General features: G+C 73.9%; 21 protein-coding genes. 18 read left to right on the top strand and 3 right to left on the bottom strand.

From position 1 onward, the window contains the following. The first annotated feature begins 41 nt into the window (after positions 1-41). The 9 genes from GGQ55_RS25825 to GGQ55_RS25785 are packed head-to-tail and all read left to right on the top strand — an operon-like array spanning position 42 to position 7,397. Positions 42-842, top strand: a complete 801-nt coding sequence (locus GGQ55_RS25825) for a helix-turn-helix transcriptional regulator (protein ID WP_179721779.1) — start codon at positions 42-44, stop codon at positions 840-842. After that, a complete protein-coding gene (gene sufB, locus GGQ55_RS25820; RefSeq protein ID WP_179721776.1) occupies positions 839-2,278 on the top strand; it encodes a Fe-S cluster assembly protein SufB in 1,440 nt (479 codons plus the stop codon). The genes GGQ55_RS25825 and sufB overlap by 4 nt, the downstream gene beginning before the upstream one ends. Then, the gene (sufD, locus tag GGQ55_RS25815) at positions 2,278-3,495 is read left to right on the top strand and encodes a Fe-S cluster assembly protein SufD (RefSeq protein ID WP_179721773.1); all 1,218 of its coding nucleotides are present in this window, start codon (positions 2,278-2,280) and stop codon (positions 3,493-3,495) included. Before sufB ends, sufD begins: the two co-directional genes overlap by 1 nt. 1 nt (position 3,496) lies before the next feature. Then, positions 3,497-3,850 carry a non-heme iron oxygenase ferredoxin subunit gene (locus GGQ55_RS25810; RefSeq protein ID WP_179721770.1) on the top strand — a complete coding sequence of 118 codons (354 nt, stop codon included), beginning with the start codon at positions 3,497-3,499 and terminating at the stop codon, positions 3,848-3,850. Positions 3,851-3,866: 16 nt separating this feature from the next. After that, complete coding sequence (gene sufC, locus GGQ55_RS25805) at positions 3,867-4,640, top strand: Fe-S cluster assembly ATPase SufC (protein WP_179721768.1); 774 nt, start codon at positions 3,867-3,869, stop codon at positions 4,638-4,640. After that, positions 4,637-5,965 carry a cysteine desulfurase gene (locus GGQ55_RS25800; RefSeq protein WP_179721765.1) on the top strand — a complete coding sequence of 443 codons (1,329 nt, stop codon included), beginning with the start codon at positions 4,637-4,639 and terminating at the stop codon, positions 5,963-5,965. The genes sufC and GGQ55_RS25800 overlap by 4 nt, the downstream gene beginning before the upstream one ends. A gap of 3 nt (positions 5,966-5,968) precedes the next feature. Then, positions 5,969-6,421, top strand: a complete 453-nt coding sequence (gene sufU, locus GGQ55_RS25795; protein WP_179721762.1) for a Fe-S cluster assembly sulfur transfer protein SufU — start codon at positions 5,969-5,971, stop codon at positions 6,419-6,421. Continuing rightward, entirely contained in the window at positions 6,418-6,774 is a 357-nt protein-coding gene (locus GGQ55_RS25790) for a metal-sulfur cluster assembly factor (protein WP_179721761.1), read from the top strand. Before sufU ends, GGQ55_RS25790 begins: the two co-directional genes overlap by 4 nt. Positions 6,775-6,833: 59 nt before the next feature. Further along, entirely contained in the window at positions 6,834-7,397 is a 564-nt protein-coding gene (locus GGQ55_RS25785; RefSeq protein ID WP_218859448.1) for a GNAT family N-acetyltransferase, read from the top strand. 29 nt (positions 7,398-7,426) lie between these two features. Here the strand turns inward: GGQ55_RS25785 and GGQ55_RS25780 are convergent, their stop codons facing one another. Next, positions 7,427-9,178 carry an SCO7613 C-terminal domain-containing membrane protein gene (locus GGQ55_RS25780; RefSeq protein WP_179721757.1) on the bottom strand — a complete coding sequence of 584 codons (1,752 nt, stop codon included), beginning with the start codon at positions 9,176-9,178 and terminating at the stop codon, positions 7,427-7,429. A 19-nt stretch (positions 9,179-9,197) separates the two neighbouring features. Continuing rightward, the gene (locus GGQ55_RS25775; protein ID WP_179721754.1) at positions 9,198-11,288 is read right to left on the bottom strand and encodes an SCO7613 C-terminal domain-containing membrane protein; all 2,091 of its coding nucleotides are present in this window, start codon (positions 11,286-11,288) and stop codon (positions 9,198-9,200) included. A 111-nt stretch (positions 11,289-11,399) separates the two neighbouring features. Between GGQ55_RS25775 and GGQ55_RS25770 the strand changes: the two genes are divergently transcribed. The 9 genes from GGQ55_RS25770 (at position 11,400) to GGQ55_RS25730 (ending at position 19,282) form a co-directional block, all read left to right on the top strand. Continuing rightward, positions 11,400-13,001: an ABC-F family ATP-binding cassette domain-containing protein gene (locus GGQ55_RS25770; protein WP_179721751.1), complete on the top strand. Its 1,602-nt coding sequence runs from the start codon at positions 11,400-11,402 to the stop codon at positions 12,999-13,001. Positions 13,002-13,205: 204 nt separating this feature from the next. Then, on the top strand, positions 13,206-13,436 hold the full coding sequence (locus GGQ55_RS25765; protein ID WP_179721748.1) for a helix-turn-helix domain-containing protein: 231 nt from the start codon (positions 13,206-13,208) through the stop codon (positions 13,434-13,436). A gap of 14 nt (positions 13,437-13,450) precedes the next feature. Further along, complete coding sequence (locus tag GGQ55_RS25760; RefSeq protein ID WP_179721745.1) at positions 13,451-14,224, top strand: enoyl-CoA hydratase/isomerase family protein; 774 nt, start codon at positions 13,451-13,453, stop codon at positions 14,222-14,224. 63 nt (positions 14,225-14,287) lie between these two features. After that, positions 14,288-16,180 carry an ABC transporter ATP-binding protein gene (locus GGQ55_RS25755; RefSeq protein WP_179721743.1) on the top strand — a complete coding sequence of 631 codons (1,893 nt, stop codon included), beginning with the start codon at positions 14,288-14,290 and terminating at the stop codon, positions 16,178-16,180. Between the two features lie 77 nt (positions 16,181-16,257). Then, entirely contained in the window at positions 16,258-16,962 is a 705-nt protein-coding gene (locus GGQ55_RS25750) for an ABC transporter ATP-binding protein (protein ID WP_179721740.1), read from the top strand. Beyond that, on the top strand, positions 16,959-17,624 hold the full coding sequence (locus tag GGQ55_RS25745) for a hypothetical protein (RefSeq protein WP_179721737.1): 666 nt from the start codon (positions 16,959-16,961) through the stop codon (positions 17,622-17,624). The genes GGQ55_RS25750 and GGQ55_RS25745 overlap by 4 nt, the downstream gene beginning before the upstream one ends. A 91-nt stretch (positions 17,625-17,715) precedes the next feature. Beyond that, on the top strand, positions 17,716-18,177 hold the full coding sequence (locus tag GGQ55_RS25740; protein ID WP_179721734.1) for an SgcJ/EcaC family oxidoreductase: 462 nt from the start codon (positions 17,716-17,718) through the stop codon (positions 18,175-18,177). After that, positions 18,174-19,007 carry a sulfurtransferase gene (locus GGQ55_RS25735; protein ID WP_179721732.1) on the top strand — a complete coding sequence of 278 codons (834 nt, stop codon included), beginning with the start codon at positions 18,174-18,176 and terminating at the stop codon, positions 19,005-19,007. The genes GGQ55_RS25740 and GGQ55_RS25735 overlap by 4 nt, the downstream gene beginning before the upstream one ends. Further along, entirely contained in the window at positions 19,004-19,282 is a 279-nt protein-coding gene (locus GGQ55_RS25730; RefSeq protein WP_179721729.1) for a hypothetical protein, read from the top strand. The genes GGQ55_RS25735 and GGQ55_RS25730 overlap by 4 nt, the downstream gene beginning before the upstream one ends. On the opposite strand, the gene GGQ55_RS25725 is transcribed toward GGQ55_RS25730, so the two are convergent. After that, the gene (locus GGQ55_RS25725) at positions 19,279-20,034 is read right to left on the bottom strand and encodes a DUF427 domain-containing protein (protein WP_179721727.1); all 756 of its coding nucleotides are present in this window, start codon (positions 20,032-20,034) and stop codon (positions 19,279-19,281) included. The two genes, GGQ55_RS25730 and GGQ55_RS25725, sit on opposite strands and share 4 nt — an antisense overlap. Positions 20,035-20,040 lie beyond the last annotated feature (6 nt).

Here is a 20,040-nt window from a genome sequence, read left to right as displayed (position 1 = left end):
CCCCTGCTTGCACTGCTCGGGAAATAGGTCACACTTGTGTTGTGGAAACCAGCTCGACCGCTCCGGTCCGCTCGTCGGCAGGTGCCGACGACGGCCGCACGCGGCAGCGGGTGACCGCGCTCCTGCTGGAGAACGGGCCGCAGACCGCTGCCGAGCTCGCCGCTGCGCTCGGCGTCTCGCCGGCCGCCGTCCGCCGTCACCTCGACGCCCTCGTGGCCGCCGGCCGGGTGGAGGAGCGGACGACGCAGGACCCCCACCGCGGCCGGGGCCGACCGGCCCGCCACTTCCGGCTCACCGACGCAGGCCGGGCGACCTTCCCGCACGCCTACGACGACCTCGCGCTCACCGCGCTGCGGTACGTCGCCGCTGCGGGCGGCCCCGATGCCGTCCGCGCAGTGGCCGAGCAGCAGCTCGCCGGGCTCGAGCAGCGGGCGTCCACCGCGGTGGCGCACGCGACCGCAGGTGAGGCCCCCGTCGACCGGGCCCAGGCCCTGGCCGCGGCCCTCACCGCCGAGGGCTACGCTGCGACGGCTTCGGCGATCCGCAGCGGCGGGCAGCTCTGCCAGCACCACTGCCCGGTGGCGCACGTGGCGGCGGAGTTCCCGCAGCTGTGCGAGGCGGAGACGGCGGTCATCGGCCGGCTCGTGGGCACCCACGTGCAGCGGCTGGCCACGATCGCCCACGGCGACGGGATCTGCACCACACACATCCCGGGAACGCCGGTCGCCGGGAACAGAACGACCCCCGCAGGCCCTGTACCGAGGGAGCGGCAGGCGCACAGGAGCCTGGCCACATCCCCCAGCACGACCCCCCAGACGCACCGGGAGAGGACGCACGCATGACCAGCACCCAGCAGCCGGTGGGCACGCCGCTGACGCAGGACGAGCAGATCGAGCAGCTCGGCCGCTACCAGTACGGCTGGGCCGACGCCGACGTCGCCGGGGCCTCCGCTCGCCGTGGCCTGGACGAGGACGTCGTCCGGGACATCTCCCGCCGCAAGAACGAGCCCGAGTGGATGCTCGAGCGGCGCCTCAAGGCCCTGAAGCTCTTCGAGCGCAAGCCCATGCCCGACTGGGGGTCGGACCTGTCCGGTATCGACTTCCAGAACATCAAGTACTTCGTGCGCTCCACCGAGGCCCAGGCGACCTCGTGGGAGGAACTGCCCGAGGACATCAAGAACACCTACGACAAGCTGGGCATCCCGGAGGCCGAGAAGCAGCGGCTGATCGCCGGTGTCGCCGCCCAGTACGAGTCCGAGGTCGTCTACCACAAGATCCGCGAGGACCTCGAGGAGCAGGGCGTCGTCTTCCTCGACACCGACACCGCGCTCAAGGAGCACGAGGAGCTCTTCAAGGAGTACTTCGGGTCGGTCATCCCGTCCGGCGACAACAAGTTCGCCGCGCTGAACACCTCGGTGTGGTCGGGTGGCTCGTTCATCTACGTGCCGAAGGGCGTGCACGTCGAGATCCCGCTGCAGGCCTACTTCCGGATCAACACCGAGAACATGGGCCAGTTCGAGCGCACGCTGATCATCGTCGACGAGGGCGCCTACGTGCACTACGTCGAGGGCTGCACCGCGCCGATCTACAAGTCGGACTCGCTGCACTCCGCAGTCGTCGAGATCATCGTCAAGAAGAACGCGCGCTGCCGGTACACGACCATCCAGAACTGGTCGAACAACGTCTACAACCTGGTCACCAAGCGGGCGATCGCCCACGAGGGCGCGACCATGGAGTGGATCGACGGCAACCTCGGCTCCAAGGTCACGATGAAGTACCCGGCGGTCTGGATGACCGGCGAGCACGCCAAGGGCGAGGTGCTCTCCATCGCCTTCGCCGGCGAGGGCCAGCACCAGGACGCCGGCGCCAAGATGGTGCACGCCGCGCCGAACACCTCCTCGACGATCGTGTCGAAGTCGGTGGCCCGCGGCGGCGGTCGGACCTCCTACCGCGGCCTGGTGCAGATCGACGAGGGCGCGCACGGCTCGAAGTCCACGGTGAAGTGCGACGCGCTGCTGGTCGACACGATCAGCCGGTCGGACACCTACCCGTACGTCGACGTCCGCGAGGACGACGTGGCCATGGGCCACGAGGCGACCGTCTCCCGCGTCAGCGAGGACCAGCTGTTCTACCTGATGAGCCGCGGCCTGTCCGAGGACGAGGCGATGGCCATGGTGGTGCGCGGGTTCGTCGAGCCGATCGCCCGCGAGCTGCCGATGGAGTACGCCCTCGAGCTCAACCGCCTCATCGAGCTGCAGATGGAAGGTGCCGTCGGCTGATGTCAGCCCCCGTCAACACCAGCACCACCAGCGAAGGCCTCCCGGCCGGCGCTCACTCCCACGGCGGGCCGGTTCCCACCGGCTCGCCGGCGGAGCGGTTCACCTCGACCGATCCCGAGGCGTTCGGGAAGCCGGCCGGCCGCGAGGAGGACTGGCGCTTCACCCCGATGCGCCGGGTCCGTGCGCTGCTGAACGGCGAGCCGTCCGACGCGCGCCTGACCACGGACACCGACCTGCCCGAGGGCGTCGAGCTGACCACCGTCGAGGCCGACGACCCGCTGCTCAAGGGCCTGCCCGAGCCGGCCGACTACCTCGCCGCGCTCACCCGCCAGCGCGCCGGTGGCGCGAGCGTCGTCCGCGTGGCCGCCGAGGCGCAGCTGGACCGTCCGGTCACCGTCCGGCTGTCCGGCACGGGTGCCGACGACGTCGTGTGGGCCCAGACCGTGATCGAGGTCGGCGCCTACGCCAAGGCGACCGTCGTCCTCGACCACACCGGCTCGGCGACGTACTCCGGCGGCGTCGCCGTCCTCGTCGGTGACGGCGCGCAGGTCACGCTGATCTCGGTCCAGGACTGGGCGCCCGGCAGCCTGCACGCCGGGCAGTACGACGCCGTGGTCGGCCGCGACGCCACCTTCAAGCAGGTCGTGGTGACCCTCGGCGGCGACCTGGTCCGGCTGGTCAGCAACGTGCAGTACGCCGGTCCCGGCGGCGACGCCGAGCTGCTCGGCGTCTACTTCGCCGACGAGACCCAGCACCAGGAGCACCGGCTCTGGGTCGACCACGCCGTGCCGAACTGCCGCAGCAACGTGCTCTACAAGGGCGCGCTGCAGGGCGAGGACGCGCACACCGTGTGGATCGGCGACGTCCGGATCCGCCCGGCGGCCACCGGCACCGACACCTACGAGCTCAACCGCAACCTGGTGCTCACCGACGGCGCCCGCGCCGACTCCGTGCCCAACCTGGAGATCGAGACCGGCGAGATCGTCGGGGCCGGCCACGCCAGTGCCACCGGCCGGTTCGACGACGAGCAGCTGTTCTACCTCTGCTCGCGCGGGATCGACGCCGAGACCGCGCGGCGCCTGGTCGTCCGCGGCTTCTTCGCCGACGTCGTCCAGCACCTGGGCGTCCCCGAGCTGCAGGACCGCCTGATGGGCACCATCGAGGCCCGCCTCGGTGCCCTCCCGGCCCTCGACGACCAGCCGGTCGAGGTGGCCTGACATGGCGTTCGAGCGGGTCTGCGCGCTGAACGACGTCGCCGAACCCGGCGCGCTGCGCGTCGAGCTGGCCGACATCGACATCGCCGTCGTCCGCTTCGAGGGCGAGATCTACGCCATCGAGGACATGTGCTCGCACGCCGAGGTGCCGCTCTCCGAGGGCGACGTCGAGGAGTTCAAGGGCGCCCCGACCATCGAGTGCTGGCTGCACGGGTCGTGCTTCGACCTGCGCACCGGCGAGCCCACCAACCTGCCGGCCACCGAGCCGGTCTCCGTCTACCCGGTCCGCGTGGAGGGAGAGGACGTGTTCGTCGACACCGAGTCCGACGGCACCCTCCCGGTCGCGGCCAACAGCTGAGGAGCGAGCGAAACCCGTGTCCGTCCTGGAGATCCGCGACCTGCACGTCACCGTGGGCGAGGGGGACGACGCCAAGGAGATCCTCCGCGGCGTCGACCTGACCGTCCGCTCCGGTGAGACCCACGCGATCATGGGCCCCAACGGGTCCGGCAAGTCGACCCTGGCCTACTCGATCGCGGGCCACCCCAAGTACACGATCACCGGCGGCACGGTGACCCTCGACGGCGAGGACGTCCTCGCGATGACCGTCGACGAGCGCGCCCGCGCCGGCCTGTTCCTGGCCATGCAGTACCCGGTCGAGGTGCCCGGCGTCTCGGTGTCGAACTTCCTGCGCACCGCCGCCACCGCGATCCAGGGCGAGGCGCCCAAGCTGCGCACCTGGGTCAAGGACGTCAAGACCGAGATGTCCGCGCTGGAGATGGACCCGGCCTTCGCCGAGCGCAACGTCAACGAGGGCTTCTCCGGCGGTGAGAAGAAGCGCCACGAGATCCTGCAGATGCGGCTGCTCAAGCCCAAGATCGCGATCCTCGACGAGACCGACTCCGGCCTCGACGTCGACGCGCTGCGGGTGGTCTCCGAGGGCGTCAACCGCAGCCGCGAGGACAGCGACGTCGGCACCCTGCTGATCACGCACTACACGCGCATCCTGCGCTACATCAAGCCCGACTTCGTGCACGTCTTCGTCGCCGGCCAGATCGTCGACGAGGGCGGTCCGGAGCTCGCCGAGAAGCTCGAGGAGCAGGGCTACGCCGCGTACGTGGCCGACTCGAAGGAGACCGCGAAGGCATGACCCAGACCGTCTCGCGTCCCGCGGCCGGGGCGCAGAAGCCGCTGCCGCTCGACGTCGAGGCGATCCGGGCGGACTTCCCGATCCTGTCCCGCACCGTCCGGGGCGGGAAGAAGCTGGTCTACCTCGACTCCGGGGCGACCGCGCAGAAGCCGCGCGCCGTCCTCGACGCCGAGCGCGACTTCTACGAGAACCACAACGCCGCCGTGCACCGGGGCGCGCACCAGCTGGCCGAGGAGGCGACCGACCTCTACGAGGAGGCCCGCCGCAAGATCGGCCGGTTCATCGGCACGGACGACGAGCGGGAGATCGTCTTCACCCGCAACACCACCGACGCGATCAACCTCGTGGCCTACGCCCTCTCCAACGCCGCCACGGCCAAGGAGGAGGCGTTCCGCCGCTACGCCGTCCGCCAGGGCGACGAGATCGTGGTCACCGAGATGGAGCACCACGCCAACCTCGTGCCGTGGCAGCAGCTCTGCGAGCGCACCGGGGCGACCCTGCGCTGGCTCGGGCTCACCGACGACGGCCGGCTGGACCTCGCCGACCTCGGCACGGTGATCAACGAGCGCACCAAGCTGGTCGCCGTCACCCACCAGTCGAACATCCTCGGCACGATCAACCCGCTCGAGCCGATCGTGGCCCGGGCCCGGGAGGTCGGCGCCCTGGTGCTGGTCGACGGCGCGCAGTCGGTGCCGCACCAGCCGGTGGACGTCGCCGAGCTCGGGGCCGACTTCCTCGCCTTCTCCGGCCACAAGATGCTCGGGCCCTCCGGGATCGGTGTGCTGTGGGGGCGCTACGACGTGCTCGACGCGCTGCCGCCGTTCCTCACCGGCGGGTCGATGATCGAGGTCGTGCGGATGGAGGGCAGCACCTTCGCCGCCCCGCCGCAGCGCTTCGAGGCCGGCGTGCCGATGACCGCGCAGGCGATCGGGCTCGGTGCCGCGGTCGACTACCTGACCGCGCTCGGAATGGACAAGGTCGACGAGCACGAGCAGGCGATCACCGCCTACGCGCTGCAGAAGCTGCAGGAGATCCCCGGGGTGACCGTGATCGGCCCGGTCGACACCGTGGCCCGCGGGGGAGCGGTCTCGTTCACCGTCGAGGGCATCCACCCGCACGACGTCGGCCAGGTGCTCGACGACCTGGGCATCGCCGTCCGGGTCGGGCACCACTGCGCGTGGCCGGTGGTCCGCCGCTACGGCGTCCCGGCCACCACCCGCGCGACGTTCTACGTGCACACCGGGTACGACGACATCGACGCGCTCGCCGACGGCGTGCGGGAAGCGCAGCGCTTCTTCGGCGTTGTACCCGGCGAGGTGAAGTGATCCATGCAGCTGCAGTCGATGTACCAGGAGATCATCCTGGACCACTACCGGAACCCGCACGGGCGCGGTCTGCGCGAGCCGTTCGAGGCCGAGGTGCACCACGTCAACCCGACGTGCGGTGACGAGGTGACCCTGCGGGTGCACCTGGACGGCGACACGATCGCCGACGTCTCCTACGAGGGCATGGGCTGCTCGATCAGCCAGGCGTCGGTGTCGGCCATGTACGACCTGGTGATCGGCAAGACGGTGCCCGAGGCGCTGGAGACCGGCGAGCACTTCATGACGCTGATGCAGTCGAAGGGCGACACGTCGGTGGCCGAGAAGCTCGAGGACGAGCTGGAGGACGCCGTCGCGTTCGCCGGCGTGTCGAAGTACCCGGCGCGGATCAAGTGCGCGCTGATGAGCTGGATGGCGCTCAAGGACGCCTCTGCACGAGCCTGGGGAGGCCAGTCATGACCACCGAGAACGAGCTGCCGGCCTACAAGTCGGCGATCATCGAGGACGTCGAGGAGGCCATGCGCGACGTGGTCGACCCCGAGCTCGGCGTGAACGTCGTCGACCTCGGCCTCGTCTACGGCATCGAGGTCGATGACAACAACGTCGCCGTCCTGGACATGACGCTGACCTCGGCGGCCTGCCCGCTGACCGACGTGATCGAGGACCAGGCCCGCCAGGCGCTGACCGGCGGCCCCGGCCCCGGGCTGGTCGACGACATCCGGATCAACTGGGTCTGGATGCCGCCGTGGGGCCCGGACAAGATCACCGACGACGGCCGCGAGCAGCTGCGCGCGCTCGGCTTCCGCGTCTGAAGCTCGCTGATCTGCTGGCCGGCCTCGCCGCTGGGGACGATCCGGCTGCCGATGCCAGCGTGACCGTTCTGCCCGCGCCCCTCGGGGCGCGGGCAGTCGTCGTCGGGGGCACGGCCTGGCACGTCGTCGCGGCCGACGTCGACCCGGCGTGGGTGCGATCGACGGTCGCGCACGACCCGATCGCCGCGCCGCTGGGCGCCCGGTTCCTCTCCGCGCTGGCCGACCGGGTGGGCGCCGAGCCCGGCTCGCTGGACGCGGTGCTCGTCGCGCCGCCGGCGCCGGCGTCGCTCGGCCTGGAGCTGGTGCCGGCCGAGGTCGACCACCCGCGGGTGCGTCGAGCCCTGGAGCACCGCTCCGACGTCCGGATCTGGTCGACCCCCGACGGCGCCGGCGTGCTGATCCTCGGCCGCGGGCTCGCCGGTCGGTGGGAGGTCAGCCTGGAGGTCGACCCGTCCGCGCGCGGCCGCGGCCTGGGCACCGCGCTTGTGACGGCGGCGCCGGCGCTGGTGCCGGACGGCGCCCCGCTCTGGGCGCAGGTGGCGACGGCGAACACCGCCTCGCTGCGCGCCTTCCTCGCCGCCGGCTACCGCGCCGTCTGCGCCGAGGTCCTCTTCGGTCCCTGAGAGCCGCCACGAGGGCGCAGTTGGCGACGTCAGCGCAGCTTGGCCAGGGGCGCGGCGAAGGACGCCACCGGTGAGAACTCCTCGCGGGCGCCGACGCCGAGCAGCACGGCGCCGATCACCAGCGCGGCGACGACCGGCCAGACCACGGTCGCCAGGGCCAGCGCCAGGGTCGTCCCGACGGCGGTGGCCGCCCCGATGACCAGCGGCGCCCGGAGTCCCGCGGCCGCGGCGACGACCATGACCAGCGCCGCCACGATCAGCACGACGACCGGCCGGGTGATCCCCGGCAGGACGACGGCCATCACCGCCGACGGCACCGCGGCGACCAGCAGCCCCGGCCCCCACGCCGGCCACGACGGGCCCGAGACCAGCCGCGGCCCCTGCGCCAGCAGCAGTCCGGCAGCAAGCGGCAGCGTGTAGGCCTCCAGCACGTGCACCGGACCGGCCGAGACGGCGAGCCAGATGGCGACCGTCCACTGCGCCGCCCCGATCCGCCAGGCCACCGACGGCGGCCGCTTCGGCCGCGACGTCCAGCCGGCCCACTCGACGGTGACCAGCCCCTGCAGCGCGAGCAGCAGGGCCAGCGGTTCGCGGTCGCTCTGCAGCACGACCAACACGACCGCCCCGGCGGCGGCCGCGCCGGCGGCGACCAGCGTCGGCAGGCGCGACGGCGGAGGCAGCGTCGCGGCGACCGCGAGGCCCACCCCGTACAGCCCGGTGAGCACGAGCGCGGTCGGCACCGGGTCCAGCCACCCGGCCGGCACCGCGAGCAGCGCTGCCGCGGCGAGACAGCCGACCGCCCAGGGCAGCGCCCCCGACCGCGCGTCCTGCCGCCACGAGAACAGCGCGCTGGGCAGAGCGGTCAGCAGGAACAGCACGACGAGCGCGCCCCAGTCCGCGCGCACCGACAGCTCCACCAGCGCCAGCAGCGCCAGCACCGACCCGGCGGTGACCGCGACCGGCCCGAACAGCCCGCGCCGCCATCCGGTCAGGAACCCGGGCAGCACCGAGGCGAGCAGCACGCCGACGTAGCCGGCACCGGTGATCCCGACCGTCCCGCCCGCGGCGAGCGCACCGGCGGCCGCCGCACCGGCCACCCCACCGGCCAGCACCGGGACGGCGATCCGCGGTCCCAGCAGCGGGTCGAGCTCGGCCCGCAGCCGCGCCGGCAGCAGCCCCGCCGCCGCGGCCACCACCAGCAGCGCCGCGAGCTGTCGGGCCGTGCCGGACCCCGACCACGCCGTCGCCAGGCCGCCGGCGACACCGGCCACCCACCACGGCGCCGTCGTGACCAGCGCGGCCCGGGCCACCAGCGGCCGGCCCCACAGCGCGACGCCCAGGCCGACCAGCGCGGTACCGAGGAACAACGCGGAGTGCAGCGGCCCCGCGACGTCGTCCGTGCCCTGGAGAACGGCGAGCTGCAGCGCGGCCCACGACGCGAGCGGCCAGGCGGCCGCGCTCCGGGCGGCCAGGTGCAGTCCGAGGCAGACCGCGGCCACGATCGCCGACGGGAGCGGGCTGTCGGTGTGCCACGAGGCGGCGATCAGCGCCAGCACGGCCGCGCACGCGGCCAGCGTCTCCTCGGTGCTGCGCAGCTCGTCGAGCGCCGCGACCAGCGAGAGCGCGGCCGTGATGACGGCCAGGACGGCGAACGCGATCCGCGCGTACGGGCCGCCGTAGACCCCGGCGACCGTCGCCGCGGCGGCGACCACGAGCACGGCCCCCACGCCAAGCAGCAGCTGCAGCGGCCGGACGCGGTAGGGCAGCCGAGGTTCCCCCACACCCTCACCGTAGGGCCGGTCAGCGCATCTGCACGACCCAGGCGACCGCCTCGCGGGCCTGCTGCCGCCGCCGCTCGTAGGTCGCCCCGAGCAGCAGGAGCAGCAGTCCGGCCACGGTCAGCGTGACCCACCGCGGCAGCAGCGGCGCGTACGGCCCCAGCCGGCCCAGGACGACGAACGCCAGCGCCGCCGCGCCCAGCACGAACGGCGCCTGCCGGTGGCTCAGGGTCCCGACGACCGTCAATGCCACCGCGGCCGCGACGACGAGCACCAGCCGCAGGGTGCTCGGCTCGGTCACGGCGAGGAACGCCGAGGGCACGAGCCCGACGGCGATCCCCGGTCCCTCGGCGGCCCAGGACGGACCGCGGGCCAGCAGCCGTGGCAGCCCGATCAGCAGGAGGCCCACCGCCGCGGGCAGCGTGTACGCCTCGGGGGTCTGCACGTCGGCGCCGGCCAGCGCGATCCACGCGGCGAGCACGAGGTCGCCGATCGCGACCGCGGCCACCCACGCGCGCTTGGTCAGGACGGCGTACCCGGCCGCCGCGGCGCCGGCGATCGCCAGCTGCAGGCCCACCTGGCCCCACGCGCCGACCGAGGCGGACGTCCCACCGGCCAGCACCGCCGCCACGCTCGCGGCTCCGGCGAACGGGATCTCGTCGGCCCGGCCGGCGCGCATCGTGGCCAGCCCGAAGCCGATCGCGGACAGCACCGCCAGCAACAGGCCGGCGACGGTCGTCGGCAGCAGTCCGCCGTCCTCGGCGACCAGCACGGACCCCGCTGGGGCCAGCACGACGAGCGCCGCGGCAGGCTGCCGGAGCGCCGGGCGCAGGACGATCGCGAGCGCGGCGGGCACCACGACCGCGAAGAGGATCACCGACAGCGGCAGCGAGCCGTGGCTCTCGGCGAGCCGGACGCAGCCGACCAGCCCCACGGTCGCGCCCGCGCTGCCCAGACCGGCGGCTGCGGCCGGCAGCCGGACGAGCGCGACCGCCGCGGTCAGCAGCGCGACGCCCAGCGCACCTGCGACCACCCGGCCCGGCTGACCAGCGGTGTCCAGGGAGCCGCCGAGTGCCAGCCCGGTCGCGACCCCGCCCAGCGTCGCGACCACCCACGGATCCGGGAGCTGGGCGGCGATCCGGGGTACTCGCAGCAGCAGGCACGCGCCGACCGCGGTGGCGAGCACGACCGCCGTCGACAGCCACGATTCCAGAGGCGGCCGGTACGCCGCGGCGCCCACGCCGCCGACCGCCGCGATCGCGGTCCAGAGGGCCGCGAGCACGCCGGCGACGAAGGCCAGGGCCGGGCGCAGCCGCAGCGCGGCCGCGACGTCGAGCACGGCCAGGCCGACCGCGGCCGCGACCCCGGCCGGGCCGGCGAGCACGTCCGTCGTCATCAGCAGGAACGGCACCGGCTGGGCGGCGAAGAGCGCCACCAGCGGCCAGGTGAGCGTGGTCCGCGTCAGCCGGCCCAGTCCCACGGCCACCAGGACGACGACGCCGAGGGCGATCGCCGACCAGATCCGCAGCGACAGTCCGTCCACCCCGAGCAGCCCCTTGCCGTAGGCGGCGGCCAGGTCGACGGCGAGCAGGGCCGCGCCGGCACCGGCGAGCGCCTCCTCGGTCGCGCGCAGACCGCGGCGGGCGGCGAAGGCGGAGGTCCCGCACGCGGCGGCGGTGACCAGCACCATGACCGTGGCCTGGAACGCCAGCCCGAGCCGGGTCCAGGCGAGCGCCACGAACGCGACCGCGCCCGCGACCAGCAGCAGCGCCCCGAGCCCGAGCAGCACCTGCTGCGGGCTCAGGCGTCGCCGTGGCGGCGCAGGCGGCGGGGGAGCGGGCGGTGGAGGAGCGGGCGGGACGAAGGCGGGCTGCGGCGGTGGGGCTACGACCACGGACGGTGCCGCGGCGCCGGGGGCGGACATCCGCAGCGTGGCGAGCAGGGCGTCCCGGTCGCGGGTCAGCTCGGCCAGCGTGGCCCCGATCCGCGCGACGACGAGCGCGGCCTGGCCGACCGCCGGCAGTCCGCAGACCGGGCACGGCGCCGCGGCCGGTCCGGTCGCGGGGGGTGCCGCAGACCGGGCAGGGGAGTCCCGACGGGTGCATGAGCGCATGGTGACGCGTCGGGGAGCTGCGCAGAAGCGTTCTCCACAGCGCGGGTGACACGGCCCACGAACGAGGAAATCGGGTCGGCCCCGGACGGGTGAGCGCCTACCCTGGGATCAGTGATCACGACGACCGGCCTCGAGCTGCGCGCCGGCGCCCGCATCCTGCTCAGCGACGCCGACCTCCGCGTGCAGCCCGGTGACCGCATCGGTCTGGTCGGCCGCAACGGCGCCGGCAAGACGACGACGCTCACCACGCTGGCCGGCGAGCGCCTCCCGCACGCCGGCAAGGTCGACGTCACCGGCGAGATCGGCTACCTGCCGCAGGACCCGCGCAGCGGCGACCTCGACATCACCGCCAGCGACCGGGTGCTCTCGGGCCGCGGCCTCGACGTGCTGCGCGCGCAGATGGTCAAGGCGCAGGTCGCGATGGCCGAGCCCGCCGACGACGCCGAGCGCGACCGCGCCGTCCGGGCGTACGGGCGGCTCGAGGACCAGTTCGCGGCTCTCGGCGGCTACGCGGCCGAGAGCGAGGCGGCCCGCATCTGCACCGCGCTCGGGTTGCCCGACCGGGTGCTCGTCCAGCCGCTGCGGACGCTCTCCGGCGGCCAGCGCCGCCGGGTCGAGCTGGCCCGCATCCTGTTCTCCGACGCCGAGACCCTGCTGCTCGACGAGCCGACCAACCACCTCGACGCCGACTCGATCACCTGGCTGAAGAGCTTCCTCTCCGCGCACAAGGGCGGCCTCGTCGTCATCAGCCACGACGTCGAGCTGCTCGACGCCGTCGTCAACAAGGTGTGGCACCTGGATGCCAACCGGGCCACCGTCGACGTCTACAACCTCGGCTGGAAGCCCTACCTCGCGCAGCGGGAGACCGACGAGCGCCGTCGCCGGCAGGAGCGGGCCAACACCGAGCGCAAGATCGAGGCGCTGTCGGCGCAGGCGGACAAGATGCGCGCGAAGGCGACCAAGGCGCGCGCCGCGCAGAGCATGGACAAGCGGGCGGCGCGGCTGGCGGCGGGCCTCGAGGAGGTCCGGGTCAACGACAAGGTGGCCAAGCTGCGCTTCCCCACGCCGACCGCCTGCGGCCGCACGCCGCTGATGGCCGAGGGATTGTCGAAGAACTACGGCTCGCTCGAGGTGTTCACGGACGTCGACCTGGCCGTCGACCGCGGGACGCGGGTCGTCGTCCTCGGCCTCAACGGCGCCGGGAAGACGACGCTGCTGCGGATCCTGGCCGGCACCGAGACCCCCGACACCGGCGAGGTGCAGCCCGGCCACGGCCTGCGGATCGGCTACTACGCGCAGGAGCACGAGACCCTCGACCTCGACCGCACGCTGCTGGAGGTCATGCGCTCGGCGGCGCCCCAGAGCACCGACACCGAGCTGCGGCGGATCCTCGGCGCGTTCCTGTTCTCCGGTGACGCCGTCGACCAGCGGGCCGGCACCCTCTCCGGCGGCGAGAAGACCCGGCTGGCGATGGCCACGCTGGTCGTCTCCGGGGCCAACGTGCTGCTGCTCGACGAGCCGACCAACAACCTGGACCCGGCCAGCCGCGAGCAGGTGCTGAACGCGCTGCGCACCTACACCGGCGCGATCGTGCTGGTCACGCACGACGAGGGCGCCGTCCGGGCGCTCAACCCCGACAAGGTGATCCTGCTGCCCGACGGCACCGAGGACGCCTGGAGCGAGGACCTGGCGGACCTGGTCGAGCTGGCCTGACCCAGCGTTCGATCAGGTTCCCTGATCAGAAGCTGTCCCCCCGGACCAACGCTGGTGCGGGAGGACAGCGTTCGATCAGGGGACCTGATCGAAGCTTCCCCGGACCGCCCGCTCTCCGGTCGCCGTCGTCACACTCCTGGGTGATCATGGCGTCGGGCGGGCGCGGCGCGTCGGCTCCGGCGGTGCCAGACACGGAGGGGACTCATGGCCGACTCGAACACGGCTGACCTGGGCAAGGGCAAGCGCATCACGGGAGGCGACCGCAGCTCGCTCGCCGATGATCTCCGCAAGCGCTACGACAACGGTGAGAGCATCCGCTCCCTGGCCACCTCCACGAACCGCTCGTACGGCTTCGTGCACCGGCTCCTGTCCGAATCAGGGGCGTCGCTGCGCAGCCGCGGTGGGGCCAACCGCAACGCCAAGAAGGCGGGGTAGATATACAGGACCGTGTGACAGACACGAGTCCTGACGGCTGGGTCCGCACCGACCGGGACGGCGCCGTCCTCACGGTCACCCTCGACCGGCCCGAGCAGCTCAACGCGCAGACGCCGGCCACCTGGGCGGCCCTGCGCCGGGTGGCCGACACCCTGGACGACGACGTCCGCGTCGTGGTCGTCCGCGGCGAGGGTCGGGCGTTCTCGGCCGGGCTGGACCGCAGCCTGTTCAGCACCGGCGAGGGCTCCGGCACGCTCGGCGAGCTCGCCGCCATGCCCGAAGGCCTCGCGCAGGAACGGATCCGCAGCTACCAGCAGGGCTTCCGGTGGCTGCGCTCACCGGGGATCGTGTCCGTGGCCGCGGTCCAGGGGCACGCGATCGGCGCCGGAGCGCAGCTGGCCCTCGCCTGCGACCTGCGGATCTTCACCGAGGACGCCCAGCTGCGGCTGCCCGAGGTGACCCTCGGCCTGGTGCCCGACCTGACCGGCACCAGCAACCTGGTCGACCTCGTCGGCTACGGCCGCGCGCTGGAGATGTGCCTGACCGGCCGGGCCGTCGGCGCGAGCGAGGCCCGCGCCATCGGGATCGCCAACCTCGTCGTCCCGCTCGACGACCTCGACGGCGCCGTCGCCGACCTGGTCGCCGCCCTGCTCGCACCGTCGGCGGGCGCCAGCCGGGCGACCGCGGAGCTGATCCGCTCCGCCGTGCACAACGACCACGAGGAGCAGGACGAGGCCGAACGGGTCGCTCAGGTGCGCCGGATCGCCGATCTCGTCAGCGGTCGCTGAGAGACTCCTGAGGAACAGCGCCCGCCCAGGCCGTGTTGGGCGGGGGCGAGAGGAGGTCGCACCATGAGCAGTCCGATGACCTCCATGGCGGCCATGCGGTCGTTCCGGCGGGATCCGTCGGTGACCGCGCGCGAGCTGCCCAAGGGCACCGTCAAGCGGATCCTCGGCATCGCCCAGCCCTACCGGCGCGAGCTGACGTTCTTCCTGCTGCTGGTGATCGCCTCGTCGGTCATCGGCGTGATCACCCCGCTGCTGGCCGGCGACATCATCAACCGGATCTCCGGGCTCCAGGGCACGGCGGGGCAGATCGTGCGCATCGCGCTGGTCATCGCCGGCCTGGCGGTCCTCGACGCGGGGATCTCGCTGGCCACGCGCTGGTTCTCCTCGCGGATCGGTGAGGGCGTCATCTACGACCTGCGCGGCCGGGTCTTCGAGCACGTCCAGCGCATGCCGGTGGCGTTCTTCACCCGCACGCAGACCGGCGCGCTGGTCAGCCGGCTGAACAACGACGTCATCGGGGCGCAGCAGGCGTTCACCTCGACCCTGTCGGGCGTGGTGTCCAACGTCATCGGGCTGGTGCTCACCGCCGGCGTGATGTTCAGCCTGTCCTGGCAGATCACCCTGATCTCGATCGTGATGGTGCCGCTGTTCGTGCTGCCCGCCCGGCGGATCGGCAAGCGGCTGCAGGAGATCACCCGGGAGTCCTACGGGCTCAACGCCTCGATGAACGCCACGATGACCGAGCGGTTCAACGTCGCCGGCGCGCTGCTGGTCAAGCTGTTCGGCCGCCCGCAGGTGGAGGCGGAGTCCTTCCGCTCCCGCGCGGCCCGGGTGCGCGACATCGGCGTCGTGTCGGCCATGTACGGGCGCACGTTCTTCACCGCGCTCACCCTGGTCGCGGCGCTCGCGACCGCGCTGGTCTACGGGCTGGGCGGCACCCTCGCGTTCAACGGCACGTTGAGCCCCGGCGACGTCGTCGCGCTGGCGCTGCTGCTGTCAAGGCTCTACGGACCGCTGACCGCGCTGTCCAACGTCCGCGTCGACATCATGAGCGCGATGGTCAGCTTCGACCGCGTCTTCGAGGTGCTCGACCTGCCGCCGATGATCCAGGAGGCGCCCGACGCGGCGCCCGTCCCGGCCGACGACCGCTCGATCGAGTTCGACGCGGTGTCGTTCAGCTACCCCTCGGCGGCGGAGGTGTCCCTCGCCTCGCTCGAGGACGTCTCGCTGCCCGAGCACGGCGGTCCCACGGCGGTGCTGCACGACGTCTCGTTCCGCGTCGAGCCCGGCCAGCTGGTCGCGCTCGTGGGGCACTCGGGCGCCGGCAAGTCGACCATCGCCGCCCTGGTGCCGCGGCTGTACGACGTCACCAGCGGTGCCGTGCGGGTCGGCGGCCTCGACGTCCGGCAGGCCACGCTGGCCTCGCTGCGCGACGCGATCGGCGTCGTCAGCCAGGACGCGCACCTGTTCCACGACACCATCCGGGCCAACCTGCTCTACGCCCGTCCGGAAGCCACCGAGGAGCAGCTGTGGGCGGCGCTCACGGGCGCCCGCATCGCCGCGCTGATCCGGTCGCTGCCCGACGGCCTCGACACCGTCGTGGGCGACCGCGGCTACCGGCTCTCAGGCGGCGAGAAGCAGCGGCTGGCCATCGCCCGGGTGCTGCTCAAGGGGCCCGGCATCGTGATCCTCGACGAGGCGACCGCCCACCTGGACAGCGAGAGCGAGCTGGCCGTCCAGCACGCCCTCGACGAGGCGCTGGCCGGCCGGACCTCCCTGGTGATCGCGCACCGGCTGTCCACGATCCGCGACGCCGACCGCATCCTCGTCGTCGACGACGGCCGGATCGTCGAGGCCGGTTCGCACGACGAGCTGCTGGCACTCGGCGGCCGCTACGCCGACCTCTACCGCACCCAGTTCACCGGCGGCGAGCCGCAGACCGTCGACGCCGCGTAGAACAAGGACCCCGTCCTCCCCACCCCTCGCGAGCTCGGGGCGGTGCCCTGGACGGGGCCGCACTAACGTCCCCTTCCATGCCGCCCGCCGCGCTGACCGCCGAGGGCGTGTGGTGGCGCTACCGGCGGGGACCGTGGGTGCTGCGCGAGCTGTCCGTCGAGGTCGCGCCCGGGCAGCTGCTGCGGGTGCGCGGCGGCAACGGCCGCGGCAAGTCCACGCTGCTGCGGCTGCTGGCCGGCGTCGTCGTCCCACCGAAGGGGCGGATCCGGACGCCGGGCCGCGCGGCCTACCTGCCGCAGCTCGCGCGCGACCTGCCGGCGGTCCGCGCCGGGCGCCTGTCCGCCCTGCTGCGCGGCCCGGACGGTCCGGACGACGACCGGCTGGCCGGCCACCTCGCCACCCGGGCCGACGAGCTGAGCGCCGGGACGGCGCGGCGGCTGCTGCTCGACGCCGTGCTGGCGTGGCCGGCCGGGGTCGTCGTCCTCGACGAACCGGCCGACGGGCTGGACGACACCGCCGTGCGCCGGCTCACCGGCGTGCTGACCGACCGGCTCGACGCCGGCGGGATCGTCGTCCTGGCCGAGCACCGCCCGCTGCCGCTGCCCGGCGGGACCGTCCTCGACCTCGGCGGGGTGGTCGAGGCGGAGCCGCGGGTCCGGATCACGCTCCAGGGGGACGGCGCCCGCTCGGTCGTGACCGTGCCCCCGGCGGAGCGGGACGCGGTGCTGCGCGACGCCCTGGGCCGCGGCTGGTCGGTGCTCGCCGTGGAGCCGGACCGGTGAGCGCGCCGCTGGTGCCGGCCGGCCGGGCGGTGCGGCTCGGCGCGACGGCCGCGGTGGCCAGCCGCAGCCTGCTCGGCGCGACCGTCGCGTGGCTGGCCGCCCTCGCCGCCGTCTACGCCTCCGACGCCGGTCCGCCCCGGCAGCCGATGGCCTTCACCGCGGCCCTGCTCTTCCCGGTCGCCGCCTGGGCCACCGCCGCGATGCTGGCCGCCGGCAGCGACGACCTGCGCGCCGTGCTCACGGCGGCCGACGGGCGCGGTCGGGTGCTGGTCGCCGACACCGCGCTGCCGCTCGCCTGGGTCGCCGGCGCCGCCCTCACCGGCGTGCTCGCGCCGCTGCTGTTCGACCCGCACCCGGCGCCGGCGACGTCCTACTTGCTGGGCGCGCTGCTGCACGTCCTCTGCGGCGCGGCCGGCGCGGCCCTGGCGCTGCTGCTGCACGCGCTGCGGGTTCGCCCCGGGGTGCAGCTGCTCGTCGTCGTCCTCACCGGGCTGGTCAGCGGACGGCTGGCGGTGCTGCCCCCGATCGGGCCGGTGCTCGCCGCCTGGTCCGGCGACGCGGACCCGGCGCCGGCCGCCGCGGTCTGGTCGTTCGCCGGACCCCTTCTGGCGACCGCGGGACTGGTCGTCGCGGCCGCAAGGACGCGGCGACGTCGCGGCTGAGCGTGACCGTCCGGGCACGCCGAGTACCGGCTGCGGAGCGCTGCGGCGAGGGTCGAACAGCACCGGCTCGGCGACCACTACCGTCACTCGCGTGACAGCTGCACACCCGCACGACGCCGCCATCCGCACGCTCTACGTGCAGTTCCTGGACGGGTGGAACCGGCGCAGCGGCGCGGGGGTCGCCTCGGCCTTCGCCGACGACGGCGACATCATCGGTTTCGACGGCAGCCACCACCACGGCCGGCTGGCCATCGCCGCCGACCTCCGGCAGATCTTCGGCAGCCACCAGACCCCTGCGTACGTGGCGCTCATCCGCTCGGTCCGCCAGGTCACGCCGGACGTCGCCGTGCTCATGGCGCACGCCGGGATGATCCCGCCCGGAGGGAACGACTTCGACCCGAGGCTGCACGCCGTGCACACGATGGTGGCCGTGCAGGAGTCGGGGCGCTGGAAGATCTCGCTGTTCCAGACCACGCCCGCGGCCTGGCACGGCAACGCCGAGGCGCGCGAGGCGCTCACGCAGGAGCTGCGCGGGCTGCTCGCCCCCCAGTGAAGGTCCTGATCCCGGCCGGGGAGCTGCTCGCCGCGGCGGACCGGCCACGGCTGCTCGACGTCCGCTGGGCGCTCGGGGACGACCGCGGACGCGAGCGCTACCTCGAGGCGCACCTGCCCGGCGCGGTCTTCGTCGACCTCGAGGCCGAGCTGGCGGACCCGCCGTCCCGCGAAGGTGGCCGGCACCCGCTGCCGTCGCTGCAGCGACTGCAGGACACCGCCCGCCGTTGGGGACTGCGCACCGGCGACCGCGTCGTCGTCTACGACGACACCGGCGGCGGCGCGGCCGCCCGCGCCTGGTGGTTGCTGCGCTGGGCGGGCATCGCCGACGTCCGGCTGCTGGACGGCGGTCTGCAGGCCTGGCAGCGCGCCGGGGGAGCGGTCGAGGCCGGCGAGGTCGTCCCGCCGCCCGGCGACGTCGTCCTGACCGGGGGCGGGCTGCCGACCCTCACCCTGGAGGAGGCCGCGGCGCTGCCCGCGGAAGGAGGGCTGCTCCTCGACGCCCGTGCCGGCGAGCGCTACCGCGGCGAGGTCGAGCCGATCGACCCGCGCGCCGGGCACGTGCCGGGCGCGGTCAGCGCTCCCACCACGCAGAACCTCGCGGACGACGGCACGTTCCTTCCAGTGGCTGCACTGAGCGAGCGGTTCGCGGCGCTGGGGGCCGCGAACGGCCGGACCGTCGGCGTCTACTGCGGCTCCGGGGTCACCGCGGCCCACGAGGTCGCCGCGCTGGCGGAGGCCGGCATCGACGCGGCGCTGTGGCCCGGGTCGTGGTCGCAGTGGTGCGCCGACCCGGACCGCCCGGCGGCGACCGGACCGGAGCCGGGATGACCGGGGCGAACCGCCCGTCCGCCGGCACCTGGGTGCTCGCGGCGCTGTCCGCGCTGCTGCACCTAGTGGTCGGCGTCTACTACCTGGCCTCGGGGCTGGTCGCGCCCGGCTGGGCGGTCGCCGTCCTGCTCGTGTGGTGGGTGCTGCTGGCCGTGCAGCTCTCCCGGCTGGCCCTGCGCGGCTCCTGGTGGACGCCGGCGGTACCGGTCGTCGCCTTCGCGACCTGGTTCCTCGTGATCACCCTGGGGGAGCGGTTCCTCCACTGGACCGCCTAGGAGAAGTGCGTCCGCGGCCGCTCGAGCAGCTGCCCGTCGAGGGAGATGTCGACCTTCTCGTTGTAGAACGCGACCAGGCCGGCGATCGGCAGCAGCTGCCGGGTCGGGAAGTCGTAGGACCACGCCAGGTCGCGGTGCAGCGCGTCGCCGATCCGCACCGACCAGTACGCGCTGGTCCGCCCCTTGTACGGGCACTCGGTCACCGAGTCCGACGGCTCCAGCGCCGCGAGCTGCAGGGCGGGACGCGGCAGGTAGTAGCGGGTCGGCAGGCCGGTCTCGAAGACCAGCACCGGGGACGACGACTCCGCGAGCAGCACGCCCTCGAGCTCGACCCGCACCGTCCGCGTCGAGCGGAGGGCGTCCACCCGCGTGTACGGGTTCCGCGGGTGGACGAACACCTGCTCGTCCTCCTCGAACCACGCGTCCAGCGCCGACCACTCGAGGTGGACGGTGCCCTCCAGCTCGCCGGAGGTCGGCGCCCAGGCGGCGGCCGAGCGCTTCTCGTCGCCCGCGGTGAGCCCGTACTGCCGCACCGGCCCGACCTTGCGGCGCTTGTCGACGCCCTCGTCGACGAGGACGCCGGGCGCCAGGTCGGCGATCGGCACGTAGAACTGCGGGTAGAACGGCCACTCCCACACGTAGCGGGCCGCGGTCGTGTCGAGCACGGTCTGCCCGCCGAGCAGGGCCCGCACGCGGCGGGGGACCGGCTCGACGTGCCCGACCGGGGTGATCGACTGGGGGTAGTCGGGCACGTCGTC

This window comes from Petropleomorpha daqingensis, assembly GCF_013408985.1.
Taxonomy (GTDB): domain Bacteria; phylum Actinomycetota; class Actinomycetes; order Mycobacteriales; family Geodermatophilaceae; genus Petropleomorpha; species Petropleomorpha daqingensis.
Note: the sequence above shows the minus strand (reverse complement) of the source record. Positions and strands in the feature narration are given on the sequence as shown.

Bases quoted from the DNA above. Each gene is read 5' to 3' on its own strand.
- GGQ55_RS25790 (WP_179721761.1), top strand. From the start codon at position 6,418: ATGACCACCGAGAACGAGCTGCCGGCCTACAAGTCGGCGATCATCGAG.
- sufD (WP_179721773.1), top strand. From the start codon at position 2,278: ATGTCAGCCCCCGTCAACACCAGCACCACCAGCGAAGGCCTCCCGGCC.
- GGQ55_RS25755 (WP_179721743.1), top strand. From the start codon at position 14,288: ATGAGCAGTCCGATGACCTCCATGGCGGCCATGCGGTCGTTCCGGCGG.
- GGQ55_RS25750 (WP_179721740.1), top strand. From the start codon at position 16,258: ATGCCGCCCGCCGCGCTGACCGCCGAGGGCGTGTGGTGGCGCTACCGG.
- GGQ55_RS25800 (WP_179721765.1), top strand. From the start codon at position 4,637: ATGACCCAGACCGTCTCGCGTCCCGCGGCCGGGGCGCAGAAGCCGCTG.
- GGQ55_RS25730 (WP_179721729.1), top strand. From the start codon at position 19,004: ATGACCGGGGCGAACCGCCCGTCCGCCGGCACCTGGGTGCTCGCGGCG.
- GGQ55_RS25775 (WP_179721754.1), bottom strand. From the start codon at position 11,288: ATGCGCTCATGCACCCGTCGGGACTCCCCTGCCCGGTCTGCGGCACCC.
- sufB (WP_179721776.1), top strand. From the start codon at position 839: ATGACCAGCACCCAGCAGCCGGTGGGCACGCCGCTGACGCAGGACGAG.
- GGQ55_RS25810 (WP_179721770.1), top strand. From the start codon at position 3,497: ATGGCGTTCGAGCGGGTCTGCGCGCTGAACGACGTCGCCGAACCCGGC.
- GGQ55_RS25765 (WP_179721748.1), top strand. From the start codon at position 13,206: ATGGCCGACTCGAACACGGCTGACCTGGGCAAGGGCAAGCGCATCACG.
- sufU (WP_179721762.1), top strand. From the start codon at position 5,969: ATGCAGCTGCAGTCGATGTACCAGGAGATCATCCTGGACCACTACCGG.